Below are 14,146 nucleotides of genomic sequence, written 5' to 3'. Positions count from 1 at the left end.
CCCACTGATCGACAACTGCGAATCAACATGACCTGCTTCTCCCGCATCACACAACTCTGCTTCCTTAGCATGCTGCTGATCAGCGTGCGCGCCGGCGCATCGCCCGTGTGTGCGTTGATCGATACCAGCAAGCTCCCCGTCACTGCGTTGCTCGAAGCTCGACTCCTCGCTAGCGACAACGCAACTTGGGTCGAACGCTCGCAGATCGATAAGTTGCTCGCCGAGCGCGAACTACATGCCGCGTTCTCTGCTGGCGGTGTCGAAGCTCGCTCCTCGCTCGGTGCACTGGTGAAAGCCGATGTGCTCGTGCTGCTGCGGTTAGTCAAATTGCCCGGACCGGAGGCGAAGTCGCAGATCGAATGCGTCGTGTGCGATACGCAGGGGTTGCGACTACGCACAATGTCGATCCGCAGCGAAACGGCGACCGAAGCGACCGTGAGCGCGCTCGAAGAATTAATCGAGCAAGGCCTGAAGAAACATGCCGAGAAGATCGAAACTATTGTCGCTGTGCCGCCGTTTCTGAGCGAGGACTTGGGTTTTGAATTCAACTATCTGCAAACGGCGTATGCCAAGCTGGTCGAAGAGCAGTTGCTCGCGCAGCCGGGCGTGCTGGTCGTGGAACTCGGCGAAGCGCAAGCCATCGCCAAAGAACTGACGCTCGCCGGAGAAAGGAAACTCGCGCGCCTGACCAAACCGCCGCTGCACGTCATCGGCCGTTATCGCCACGACGGCAGCGGCGACAGCCAAACCATGCGAATGAGCCTGCGGCTGTTGCAAAGCGAAATGCAACTCACGCTGAAGGGCGCTAAGGACCTGCCGCCCGCGGAAATGCCGGCCTGGATCGTCACGAAGACCGGCGAGTTGATTTCACTGCTGCAAACTAAGGAAGCGCTCGCGCCGCGGGAGTTCTCTGCCGCAGACGAGGCCAAAGCACTGGCAGTCCGCGGTCGGCAGTTTCAAAAAGTCGGAAACTGGGCCGAAGCACTCGCGTTGCACGAAGCGTCGTTGTTGCTCGCACCCGAGCAAACCGATGTTCGCCGCGATGCCGTCATCGTCAGCGGCAACTTCATTTGGAGCCTGCGTTACGAGCAAGCTAATGAATTCTTGATTCAGCAAATCTCCTTGGCCGATCGTGGGCACGAGCACTTCGAAGCTTATCTGCGCGTCGTGCCGAAACTCAAGAGCGAGCTCGAGCGGCGAGTGGTCACCGATCCGGTCGTCGAGTTCTTGATGTTTGGTGTCGGCCCACTGCGCCCCCGCAAGGATACGCCGCCGGAACTCGTCGAGCTGAAAGCCGCTGCCATGCGCCGCTGCACGGAAACGTTGCTGCGGATCGCGCGATTCCGCGCCGATGCTGGCTATGGCGATCGGGACGAGGTTGGTCAATGGGAAGCCTCTGCCTTCAGCAATATGCCGGACGAAGAGCAATTCGCAATGGCCCGTCGACTGGCGCGGGAATGGGAAGGTGTACGCGAACTTCCTGAGCGTTTTCGCCGGATGTTTTTTTGGCGAGCGATCCATGAAGAGTCACCGGAGTTGCGTCAGTTGCTCGACGAATTCGCTGCATCTCCTCGCGCCGATCTGCAAGCAACGGCGGAGGTCATGCGGCGGCAATTGGAAAAGAACCGGCAGAACAAGGCCGAAATCGACAGGCGAAGGCCTCCTCCTGAGCCGACCGAACTCGATCCTCGCTTGGAGTTGCTCACGATCAAAAACAGGCAACGGAGTACGCGGAGTCGTGTTTCGTTCGATGGCGGCTGGCCGGCCTTCCCTGGAATGGATGTGTTCAGCAGCAACGGCTTAGTGGCGGCGATGCGCACCAAAGGCGAATGGAGCGACTTCTACTCCTATCCCACCAATTTGCATATTTCTTCGGTGGTCTTTGACGGGCGTTATGTCTGGTTTGCAGGCTCGCGTGAGCCGCGCAACTGGATGTTGGTGGCGATCGACGCCGCGGGAAAAAGCCGTCGAATTTTCGAACCAGGACGGGATGCCCGAATTCGAAGTGCAAGAAGGCCAAATGCGGCTGGCAGTAATCGAACCAGGGCGAATCTGCGTCGTTGGCTACTCCGGCCGAACATGGGTGGCGACTGCCGAAGTAACCGCGGCCAGAAAGCCGAAGTTCGAGATCATCTTCGAAGCCCGTGAGATCGCCACCGGCGCCGAGGCTGATCAGCTGCAGAATCCCCGTCTCTCGTTCACGCCCGCGCAGGTTTTCACTCTGCGACAGCCTGGTGGCAAGCACAGCCTGATCTTTATCGGCCGGCAAGCGAACTCTGGCATCGTGACGAGCCATCCGCTCATCATCGATCCCGTTACGAAGGATGCGCACGTTGTGAAGTACAGCACTCGCGTCTTTGATTTGTATACACGCCGGCTCAGTCTACAGGCCGATGACGCTGTTTACTTTTTCGAAGGGCGGTCGCCCCAGCAACCTGATTTAATGCGGGTGCGCTACCCAGGCAAGGAAAAGGAAACGTTCGTGAAAGGCTGCCCCGAGGGTTGGCTGTCAATCGACGAACGCGGAGTGCACATCATCGGCAAGAAGTGGTTACTTGCCGATGTTTCGACCGGCGCACTGCAGACCGTTGTTGACAAACCTGCCTGGTTTTTTTCAGGCCAAATGGCCTTCGGCTCAGGTGTGAATGAAAACTTCGGCGTCGACTTGAGCAAGACCAGCGAGATCCGCGCGATCTACCACACCAGCCATTACGGTCCGGTTGTGATGGTCCGCAAGGAACGTGACGAGAAACTCTATCGCCTCAATTTTACTCCTTCCAAGTAATCCGCACTTAGTTTTGCGCTTTGTTTGTTTTGTCAGCTAGTTTTTCGGTGATTCATGCGTTGTTTGTCTGTTATTGCGGTCAGCCTGATCCTGACCGCCACTTGCGTTTGCACCGCCGAGGAGCGGACTGGTTTGCAAAATTGGGGAGTGATTGCCACGGCATCCGTCGAGGCGACTGGTTTGCCGGATTTGGTGACGGCGGAGTTGTCGCAGAAAAATAAAGTAGAGCTCGTATCGCGGCAGGATCTGGAAAAAATCATTCAGGAGCAGGAGTTGGCGCAGGCCTTCGGCAATGCGGAGACCAAGTTGCGATTGAAGCTTAGCGCCATGCTCAAGGCCGATGCGCTGCTGATGTTGGCCCACGAAAAACGCGAGGATCGGCAATTCATTCGCGCCGTGGTGTGCGAGAGCAAGTATGGAATGCGACTCCGCGTTGAGTATTGGCCTGCCGATGGCAAGCTGGAAGAAACGTTGCCGCAGTTGGTTGAGTGCGTGTTGTCGACGCAGCGCGATTTTGCAAAGGGAGTGCGGGCTGTTGTCGCCGTGCCGCCGTTTGTGTCGCGGAATCTCACGTTTGAATTTGATCAGTACCAATCGGCGTTCGCAGCGTTACTGCAGCAAGGACTGATGGCCCGCGAAGGCGTCGTGGCCGTCGAACTCGAGGAAGCGCGGAGCATCCGCCGCGAACTCGAAATCGCCGACGAGAAACGGAAAGCACAGCTCGTCGCGCTGACCATCGGCGGTGAATTTGTGATGAAAGCCGAGAAAGGCGCCGCGCCGCAAGGCTCGCTCAAAGTCGCATTATCCGCGGCTGGTGAAGAAGAACGCGTCCTCAAGAAACTCAATCGGCCGCTGCCGGAATTGATCACCTGGCTGCAGCAAGAGTTGCCCAAGGAAATCCTGGCCAAGCTGCCCGAGCAACAAGCCAAGACACAGTTCACCGCTGCAGAGCAGGTGAAATATCTGCAAGCACGAGCCGATCAATTTGCCATGCTCGGCCAGTGGGAACAGGTCATCGGCATGCGCGAAGCGGCTTGGCTGCTCGCGCCCGATGATTTTGATTTGCAGCTCAAAGTGGTCACCGCCCAGGCGCGTTGGTCACGCCTGCCCAGTTCGCCAGCCGATACGCAGCGGCGGTGGATGACGCTGCTAGAACTCGCCGAGCGGGTTATCAAGTCGAAGAAGCTTAGCCCGCGCGAAGCCGATTTCGTCGTGCAGCTTGTCAACGGTCCCCGCTCCAGCTCGCGCGACAACGCCGAACTGCTGGTCCGGCGACTCTATCCTGGCTTCGCGCAGCTCGATCCCAAAATCACCGACGGCATGATTCGCCCACTGCTGTGGGAAGGAGTCGAAGGCAAAGTCCTCGCCGGCGGCAAACAAACCTGGAGCCCCGACATCCAGCACGCCTGGTGGACCGGGACGGCGCTGCACATTGCAGCGGAAGCGGGCACGCTAAGAATTACCGAGGGTGCGCAACCATCCGTCCCGCCAGGATCCGAACTGCCAGAGACCGAGGAAGATTGGGAACGTGGCATGGCGCTGTGGTGCTGGCTGTTCGCCGAGGTGTTTCCGCAGGACAAGCCGGTTCCAGAGTTCTTTCGCATGGTCTTCACCGATCACGGCGGGAGTCTGCATACGCGTTGGCGTTTTCCCGACGAGCGCCCAGAGGCCGCCATCGCGGCTATGCGGCGGATCGAAGCCGCAGCCGGACCGACCTGGGGTCCGTTTTACCGACGGGTGGCCGAAGGTTTATTCCGTAGCGAAGCGCTGAGTCGCCACTCCTTCAACCGGCGTGCACTCAAGCCCCAGCCGCTGCCGGATTATCTGCGCAACTTTATGCACGAACCCGAAAAGGAACAGGAATACGCCGCACAGATCAAACAGGAGTTTCGAGAACTGCGGCAATATGTCGAGCGTTTGCGAGATAAGGTGCCGACGTATTATTTTCCCGATGCGCCTGCCTTTCAAAAAGGTCGCTCAGATTTTCGGTATAAGCTCGACGACGTCAGTCCCTTTCGCAAATCGCGGGCATATGAGTTTTACACGAGGTACAGCCCCGACGAGATGCTCGACTACGCCGATCGAGTGATTAACAGCAGAACGTCACAAGTTGGCGTGGTAAGTGGTGATAACAGCCCCTATCCGCCAGGTGGCGAGCACCAGCCACTCGGCAATTACTATCGATTCAGAGATCTCGAATCGACGCCGCTCCTGCCTCCAGGCATCCATGAAGTTGAGTTGCCCGAAATAGTGCAACCCTGGCAAGGAATTGCCACCGCGCGGCCGGATCTGGAATTTTGGTGGACTGAATTCGGAATTTGGGCTCTGCGCGACGTGGGAGGATTTACCAGAATCTTTGGTGAAGATCCGCTGGAATTTCGAAGTATCCGTGGCTTCGAGGGACGGGCACACCAGTTCAAATGGGATGGTGAAAATGTCTGGGTGGCGACGCGCGGTAAAGGAATACAACTCGTTTCATTGCAAGGGAAGCAAGTAGCTCAGTTCACGACTGCGAATGGTCTGCCTCCCTACGATCTAATTCAGAGTCACGCCGCGCTTGAGTCGAATAAGTTCGACCAGAGTCTTCGTATCCATCCAATCGAACCAGGCAGGTGCCTCGCGATTGGGATGTTTTGCCGGGAAAATGATCATTCACAGCGCCGGTGCTGGGTAGCGGTTTTGAGCGCCAAGCCGAACGAGCCGGCTGTTCGCATCGTGCACGAAGCAAAGAACGGGATTGCCGATGTGCAGGCGAAGGATGACATCAACGTGGCCTTCGTGCCTCAGTGGGTAGCAAGCTGGCAAAGCAAGGATCAACATCCGCAATTGCTAGTAGCTCGAACGCCATTGCTGGGGCAGAAATCACGGCGGCCTTGGTTGATCGATTTGCAAACGCTCGAGATTAGCCTGATGCCCGGGCGGATTTACGGCAAGAAGGACCCCGGGGTCTATATCTACAGGCCAAATTACGATGCCGGCGACTATCTGCATTGCCATGATGGCAAGTTGCTCGTGCATACTGAAAATGGAGTCGAGTTCTGGAAACCTCCAGCCGATCCGGAAGCAGCCTGGATTCGCCAGTCGCTCTCGGGAGAGGAAATTGCAGGTGTACCGTTAGGGTACGACGGGATAGCACGTTACGGCGAAGTCTTCCTCTCGGCAAACAGTATGTCGGCGTGGACCTTCGACCTTCGCACACTGCAAACCACCACTTATCAGGATAGAAGGAATGTTTACGCCTTCATTGGCACGGTGGGCATATCACCACGGTACGGTTTGGTGACATCGAAGTGGTATGATCGCGGGCTGGATCCTCCAAAATGCAAGACTTCGCAGCTCAAGTTGACGCCGCGTTACTCGGCCGAAGAGCGTCTGCCTGGGATTCTGCCGCGCGTCCCCACTGAGAAGTACGAAAGGCATTTCGCCGCCCTCAAGAAGCTCGAGGAACTCGGCGCAGTCGTTGCTCCCGGAGATGACCGCCCTCATTCGCCGCAGGAATTGTGGATCAAATTTGGTCCACTCTGGAAAGGCACCGCGGACGACTATCAACTGCTGGGCGATGTGCATCAGTTGCGTGGGTTGTGGTTTTACAAGATCAAGCTCGATAACGCCACGCTCGAGTCCATCGTCAAACAACATCCTGAGATCACCAATCTCGCGCTTGTGTACACCGAAGTGAACGATGACGGTGTCCCGTGCCTGTTGCAACTGAGCGGCTTGCACACGTTGCATCTCGAAGGACCCGCAGGAGCCAAACCCTTCACCGATCGCACGTGGCATGAGGTGAAGAAGATCAATTCGCTCCGCATCCTAACGCTTGCAGGGCGAGGATTTACCGGCGCCATTGCTGAAGATTTGAAGCAACAGAAGCGCATCCGCACGTTGGAACTTTTTGAGACCAACCTCGGCCGCAAGGACTTGGCGATCTTGAAAGAAGCGTCGCGCATCCGCACGCAGGCATACGACCAGGCGCAACCTGTCCCTCCGCAATCGCCGCGAGAATCTCCATGACCATTCCCATCAGAGCGCCCGCCAAACCGCTGCCGTTAAACACCGGCAAGTTTATCAATTGGCGAATCGTCGCGCTCGCTGCCGGCGGCGCGCTATGCGCTGCCATCGCAGGCGAAGCGCTGCCAGTGCTCGCGCAGCCCGCCGACCGCAAGTCGGTACAGAAAATCACGGCTGCGCTGATCGACTTCAATCGCTCGCCGGCCGTGGCCCTGCTCGAAGCACAGCTTCTTGCGAGCAACCTGGCGACTTGGGTTGAGCGGACTGAGGTCACTAGGATTCTCGACGAGAAGAAGCTGCAAACGCTGTTTGCAGCCGACTCCGGCGGAGAGCGCGCGAAGCTCGGCAAAATGCTGAAAGCCGATGTGCTCGTGCTCGTGCGCAGCGGCGTTGCTGAAAAAGTGCCTTACGTCGAGATCGTGGTTTCGGAAGTCTCCCGCGGTCTGCGACTGGTTCGCCGTCGGCTGCCGCTCGGCGCAGATGTCGGTCAAGATGTCGCTGAGTTGCTGAAGATCGTCGAGCAAGGCTTCACCCTGCAGAGTCAGCCCATCCAAGCCATCTACGCCGTGCCGCCGTTTGTCAGTGAGGATCTAGAGCCTGATTATGACGAACTCAAGACGGCATTCAGTTTGCTCGTCGAACAGCGAATGCTGGAACACCCCGGCGTCGTCGTGGTCGAACTGGCCGAAGCCGAAGCCCTGCAGCGTGAGTTGCTGATCGCTGGCGATGACGTTGGAATTAAACGGCAACTGCCGACGTATCTGCTCGGACAATATCGAAACGAGGGCAAAGACGCCGAGCGAACCATCAACATCAAACTCACGCTGCAACAAGGTGAGAAACAGCTCGGCACGAATCAACAAACGATGAAGCCCGCCGAGGCGTCGACGTTTCTCCGCGAAAGAATCGGTAACGTCGTAGCGAGTTTGACCGGCAAAGAAGTGCCGCCGGGAAATGCGAGGCAGGAAGCCGCGCAACTCGCGCGGAGGTCGAAGGAGTTCTCCAAACTCGGTTTGTGGGAAGACGCGCTCACGTTGATTCAAGCCAGCCTGTTGCTCGATCCGAAGCAGCCCGATATGCACCACGATGCAGTCGTGGCAAACGCGAACATCGCCGCGAGGTACAAGATCTTCGCTCTGGACGGCGTCGGCGAAGCGAAGATTTCCTTGGGGTATTATCTCCGCGGCTTGGATCACCAGTTGGCTTTTTATTACACGGGAGGCGATGCGTCGCGATATGCAGTCAACCGCAGCATCAGGCACAACACCATCAACTCACTGCATATGAAGCAGATTCGTCTCGATATGCACGAACTCTACTCGCCACAGCTGCGCGAGTACTTGCTGAGCGTTCTGGCGCGCAGCCGCAAGGTGATGCTGGAGCTGTATCACTGGCACCTGGAACGGGGCGATGATCGAGCAGCGGCTGATGCGCTGCACTATGCCAGCCGCGATGTGAATACGGCTGGCAGTTATGCCTTACTGCGACAGGAGATCCTGGCCCTTGCCGACGAGCCACGAACCGCAAAACGGACTGTTTTGTTCGCCTTATTTCATTTGGCCTCGCAAGAAAATCGCGAAGGACAAGAGCATCTGAAGTTGCTGGAAGCCCAGGGCAACGAGCACGTGCGCGCCGGCGTGGCGACACTGCGAAAGGAATGGGCGGACTTTGACAAGCTGAAGAACACGACTCGGTACGAAAGCGACAAGGTGCTCGCACCCGTTCCGGCGGGCGGCAAACGAGTTCGCTTCGAGCCGATCACTCTCCACATCGCAAACCCGCTCGAACCTCTCTACCCCACGCAGCATGTCACCGACACGCTCAACAACGCGCTGGGATTTCGAGCAATCAAGCCTGGCCTCGATCTTCTCTGGTCTGAGACCGATGTATTCGTAATGCGTGAAAAAGGGATCCTCAAGCGGATCTGGAGCTTTCCGCCGTACAAGGAAGCAGTGCTGCCGACTCGAGGAAGTACGGGGTCCAATGTTTGCTACGACGGCCGCTACATCTGGGTGACGGTGAACGAGAGCCAGAACTATCCGAGAGTGCTGGTGATCGACGCCACGACAGACAAGGTGCACGAGATCACGCATGCCGATGGACTGCCGGGCCTGAAAAGCGATGACTATGGAACACGGCGGGAGCAGCCAATCACTCTCGTGCCGCTGGAACCCGGGCGGGTTTGCGCTGCAGGGGGCTTTGGCAGGTCATGGATCGGCACAATCGCCTTCTCGGCCAAGACTGGCCCCAAAATTAGGATCTTTCACGAAGCGAAAACTCAGGTCGATCCCACCAATCGCACCCAGTGGCGAGACACTCAGGTTGCATTCTTGCCGACGTACATGCTTCTGCTCGAAACGCCAGCCACGGCGAGCGAACCAGCCCAGCGCAGAATTTGCCTCGGGCGTCGAGCGGAACTGTCGACTGTGGGAGACCACTGTTTGATGATTGATCCTGATGGAGAGCAGGTGACGGTGCTCGAATCGGAGTTGGGCATCAAATTCCAAACACTGAACTACTGCCAACACGCTGGCGCGATCTATTTTCTCAGGTCAATTCCGCATGACCTTAGTCGGACACAAATGTACCGGCTGACATTGCCGGGTCCGCGCGTTGAACCGGTTCGCGAAGTTGAGAACAACGGCTTTCTCGTGGAGGATGGCGAATCGCTGCACTTCGTGGGGAGCCAGTGGTTCATCGGAGGCTGGGAGACCAAGTTGCAGCAGCCAGCCGGCTTGTTGCCGTGGTGGTACGGAGGTGCGCTCGATCGCCGCGGACGATTGCCAGTGCGCGCACCTGGCTCATTCGACCTGCACGTGATTGCCAAGAGCAGCAACTATGGTTGGTTCGTGCAATATGGCGCTGAAGGGAAGTTTTTTCACAAGCAAGTGATTTTTGATACCGAACCGAGCACTGAGTCGGTAACGAAAGATCTTCAATAGAGCGGCCGACGTCTGCCGGTTTTGTAGCCAGGGTTCTATCTCTTCTGCGAACCATTCCAACATGACAACTCCAGTAAACCTGCCAATCTGGAAATTTATTGGGCTCGCTTTGGTAAGCTTGGCACTTGTGCCGACCGCTGCCGAAGCAAAACCAACGGCGGCACTCATCGATCTCAACCGCTCGCCAGCCGTGGCGCTGCTCGAAGCACAACTGCTTACTGGCGAGTTGGCGACTTGGGTTGAGCGGACCGAAATCAACAGAATTCTCGATGAGAAGAAACTGCAAACGCTGTTCGCCCCCGCCTCAGGCGGTGAGCGAGCGAAACTCGGAAAAATGTTGAAAGCCGATGTGCTGGTGCTCGTACGCAGCGGCGTCGCTGAGAAAGTGCCATACATCGAGATTGTGATTTCGGAAGTCTCCCGCGGTCTGCGATTGGTTCGTCGCCGCGTGCCCCTCGGCGCAGAGATCGGCCAAGATGTCGCTGAGCTGCTGAAGATTGTCGAGCAAGGCTTCACCCTGCAGAGTCAGCCCATCCAAGCCATCTATGCCGTGCCGCCGTTCGTTAGCGAGGACCTGCAGCCCGAGTACGACGAGCTGAAAGCCGCGTTCAGCCTGCTGGTGGAGCAACGGATGCAGGAGCACCCGGGCGTCGTGGTAGTGGAACTGGCCGAAGCCGAAGCCCTGCAGCGCGAGTTGCTGATCGCTGGCGATGACGCTGGAATCAAACGACAAATGCCGACGTATCTGCTCGGGCAATATCGAAACGAGGGCAAAGACGCCGAGCGAACCATCAAGATCAAGCTCACGCTGCAACAAGGCGAGAAACAACTCGGCGCGAATCAACAAACGATGAAGCCTGAGGAAGCGTCGACGTATCTCCGCGAAAAAACCGGCAACGTCGTGATGCGTCTCACCGGCAAGGAAGTGCCGCCAGGCGATGCGAAAGTTGAAGCCGCGCAACTGGCGCGGCGGTCGAAGGAATTTTCCAAGCTCGGCTTGTGGGAAGACGCGCTGGCAATGTGCCAGGCGAGTCTGTTGCTCGATCCCAAGCAGCCGGAAATGCATCATGACGCGATGATCGCCAATACACGATTGGGGCTGCGCTATCCCACTGCAATTCGCCCCTCAGATATTGTCTCGGTGAAAGCGGTCGCGGCTCTTTTTATTCGGGCCCTCGATCATCACGCGGCCTTTTACTACACCGGCGGAAGAACGGTCAACTATCACGAAAATGGTTTAAATACCATCGATTCATTCGCTTCGATCCCGATCGGGATTCAGATTTACTATTCACAGGAAATGAAAGAATTTTTGCGGGGCGTGCATGCCCAGCGGATGGAGAAGTGCCTCGCGCTGCTGCATTGGCAAGCCGAACACGGACTGGATGAACAAGCGAGCAAGACTGTAGGCATACTCGTTGCTGATTTCGAAATCGGCAATCCACCACCCTGGGTAGACGAACTCAATTACCTGCGGCAGAAACTGGCGCAGCGCCGCAAATACATCTTTGAACTACAACACCTGCCCAACGCCAAAAATCTGACGATTCTACTTTCGACACGCTCTGGTGGACGTAACTTCAACTCAGCGCCGTTCGCTGAGCATCTGGATGCTTTGGAAAAAGAGGGAAATCAGAAAGTACTGGATGCCGTCGCCCACCTGCGAATGTTGGCGGCTCGCCATCGCTTTGACCGGCCGCTCCCAACTACGCACCAGTCATCGATCCCTCTGAGCGATCAACGCATCCGCCTGGAACCAATTACTCTCGCGGTCGATCACCCCGCCAAAGCGATCCTCGGGCCCGAACTCTTAGACACGCTCCCTGTGATGGAGGGCTTGTTCGCTGCCACGCCAGGCTTGGACGTTGTCTGGCGGCACAACGATCTCTATCTCATGCGCAAGAAAGGGGAACTCAAGCGAGTCTGGACCATCCCGGGATACAACCAGTTCGTATTTCCCGCTGCTCAAAGCCCACGATCCAGGTCTGGCATCTGCTGCGATGGTCGTTTTGTTTGGATAACGGCCATTTTTCGCTACGATTATCCGCGCATCTTGGTAATCGATACGACCAACGACAAGATCTACGAGATTACGCACGTCGATGGTTTACCCGGCATCAAGTTGGAAGAGGGTTCGAACCAAAACTCTCCGCAGCAAATGGCCATCACCTCGGTGGCTCCGGGACGGATCATCGCCGTGGGAGGTTTCGGCCGCACCTGGATTGCGCAGATCGATTTCTCTCCAGAGTCAGGGGCAAATGTCAAATTGCTACACGAAGCCAAAACTTCTGTAGTCGCCACCGATCGGGAGCAATGGCGCGATCCGGAGTTGGCATTCTTTCCCTCGCACGTGTTTGCTTTGGAGGGTCCTGCCGGACCAAGCGGCAAGCAGGAACGAACGCTGATCATCAGCCGCAGCGATGGGCCAGGCGCACATGACAAGCATCCTCTGCTACTGAATCTCGACACCTTGAAGGTGGAAGTACTGCAAGCTGAGTTCCGGATTGCCAACCAAGCCATCACCTACTGGCAGCAGGATGGGGCAGTCTATTTCGTCGATGCTGTCCCTCCCATGCGATTGCACTACGGATTGTTTCGGCTGACACTGCCCGGCCCCACGGTTGAACATGTTTGCGACTTGCCGGCTTGTGGTTATCCATTCGTCGAGGGGAAGGAGTTTCACTTGATCGGGCAGCAGTGGCTGCGGGGAGATTGGACGACCAAACGCTTGCGCTCGACGGGAACGATACCCTGGAGCTTTTCTAACTATGTTCCCCTTTCGGGCTCTAGCAGTGCAATGAATCTCGAGGCCCCGAACCTCAACCTGCTCGCTCGCAGCAACCATTACGGGTTTGTTGCCCAGTACGGAAAGAACTCGAAGTTTACGATGGCCCAGGTCTTGTTCGAATCAGCTCCGACTGATCCCGCCGCTGCGGGTGTGGAGAAGAAATAGCGAAAGGACTTCCCATTTTGCGGGCTAGCGGCGGGCTTTTCCTGGCGGTTCCGTAATCCGTCCACAAAAATCGCTGGGCTGTTCCAGAAAGTATGCCTATAATGAGCCTACTTCTTCTAACAGCACCAGCGGGTGAGACGGGGCATGGATCCAGTCCTGCACATCTCCGACGATTCAGGCGATACCTCTGCGCCAGTTCTGCTGCCGCAGCCCGTTCAGCTCGCCGATCGGTTGCGGCAAGTCACGCCACTGCCACCAGTTGCACCGCGCCCCGCAGCGCCGGCAGAACAGCGCATACCACTCCGCGATGAAGTTCGCATTCGCCTGGCTTGGGCGAAATTGCTGTGGTTGCTTACTTTTCTCGGCGTGTTGCTGGCATTGACTTATCTTGTGCCCCACATGGTCGAGCAGATTCAATACGCCTCGTCGCGCGGACGGCAGCGGGCCGAGCACGAACTAGCCAAGGCGGAACTGCAGGGCGAACCACTGGCCCAATTGTCGCGGGCATCTCAGTTGGTTTCGCAGCGAGTCGGGCCGAGCGTGGTCCATATCATGGCCCAAGCCAAGATCAGCAACGTTGCTGCCGCTGGCGGGGCACTCGGCCAGTGGAAGATTCCGCACGATGGCCAGGGCTCGGGATTTGTCGTCGATCATCAAGGCCACATCGTGACGAATTTTCACGTGATTGATGGCGCCGAAGAAATCGAAATTTTGCTGAGCGATGGCCGGCGCGTTCTCGCCCGCCTCGTCGGTCAGGATCGCGAAACCGATCTAGCCCTGCTCAAAGTTGACGCCGATGGTTTGATTCCTGCCGAGTGGGGCGACAGTGAGCAGGCCGATGTCGGTTCCTTTGTGTGGGCGGTCGGCAGCCCGTTTGGCTTGCAGCGAAGCGTGACCAGCGGCATCATCAGCGGCAAGCATCGCACGGGAATGTCCCGCTCGCCATACCAGGATTTTTTGCAGACCGATGCCGCCGTGAATCCCGGTAACAGCGGCGGTCCGCTGGTCGATACTCAAGGCCGCGTCATCGGCGTGAACACTGCCATCGTCGGCGATTCGTATCAGGGAATCAGCTTTGCCATTCCCAGCCACATCGCGCGGCAGATCATAACTGGCCTGAAGGAAAAGGGACTGGTTACCCGCGGTTGGCTCGGCGTCGAACTCGCCGAAGTCGACTCCGGCGTGGCGAGCAGCACTGCTGCTGTGCCCCCAAAAGGCGCTGTAGTGCTGCGAGTGATCAATCTCCCGGATCAACGTTCACCGGCTTCGATCGCCGGCATTCAAGAGGGTGACATCGTTTTGAAGTGGGACGAGCGCGATGTGGAAAACCCCGCCGTGCTACGCCAATTCGTCGCCGAAACGCCGATCGGCCATCGGGTGAAAACCACCGTGCTGCGCGCCGGTCAGCGCATGGAATTGGAAATCGCCGTCGGACAACGGCCGGGCCAGTTGTAGTCG

At 57.5% G+C, this 14,146-nt stretch carries 6 protein-coding genes; all 6 read left to right on the top strand.

Annotated features, from left to right (window positions below; translation table 11 throughout):
- Positions 1-27 precede the first annotated feature (27 nt).
- The 6 genes from M9Q49_RS07525 (at position 28) to M9Q49_RS07500 (ending at position 14,143) form a co-directional block, all read left to right on the top strand.
- Positions 28-2,148, top strand: coding sequence for a hypothetical protein (locus tag M9Q49_RS07525; RefSeq protein ID WP_254508101.1), 2,121 nt, complete (start codon positions 28-30; stop codon positions 2,146-2,148).
- Entirely contained in the window at positions 2,084-2,785 is a 702-nt protein-coding gene (locus tag M9Q49_RS07520) for a hypothetical protein (RefSeq protein WP_254508100.1), read from the top strand. Before M9Q49_RS07525 ends, M9Q49_RS07520 begins: the two co-directional genes overlap by 65 nt.
- Positions 2,786-2,839: 54 nt before the next feature.
- Entirely contained in the window at positions 2,840-6,796 is a 3,957-nt protein-coding gene (locus M9Q49_RS07515; RefSeq protein WP_254508099.1) for a hypothetical protein, read from the top strand.
- Positions 6,793-9,735 carry a hypothetical protein gene (locus M9Q49_RS07510; protein ID WP_254508098.1) on the top strand — a complete coding sequence of 981 codons (2,943 nt, stop codon included), beginning with the start codon at positions 6,793-6,795 and terminating at the stop codon, positions 9,733-9,735. Before M9Q49_RS07515 ends, M9Q49_RS07510 begins: the two co-directional genes overlap by 4 nt.
- A 118-nt stretch (positions 9,736-9,853) precedes the next feature.
- The gene (locus M9Q49_RS07505) at positions 9,854-12,688 is read left to right on the top strand and encodes a hypothetical protein (RefSeq protein WP_254508097.1); all 2,835 of its coding nucleotides are present in this window, start codon (positions 9,854-9,856) and stop codon (positions 12,686-12,688) included.
- 144 nt (positions 12,689-12,832) lie between these two features.
- A complete protein-coding gene (locus M9Q49_RS07500; RefSeq protein WP_254508096.1) occupies positions 12,833-14,143 on the top strand; it encodes a S1C family serine protease in 1,311 nt (436 codons plus the stop codon).
- The last annotated feature ends 3 nt before the right edge of the window (positions 14,144-14,146 follow it).

This window comes from Anatilimnocola floriformis, from assembly GCF_024256385.1.
Classification (GTDB): domain Bacteria; phylum Planctomycetota; class Planctomycetia; order Pirellulales; family Pirellulaceae; genus Anatilimnocola; species Anatilimnocola floriformis.
Note: the sequence above shows the minus strand (reverse complement) of the source record. Positions and strands in the feature narration are given on the sequence as shown.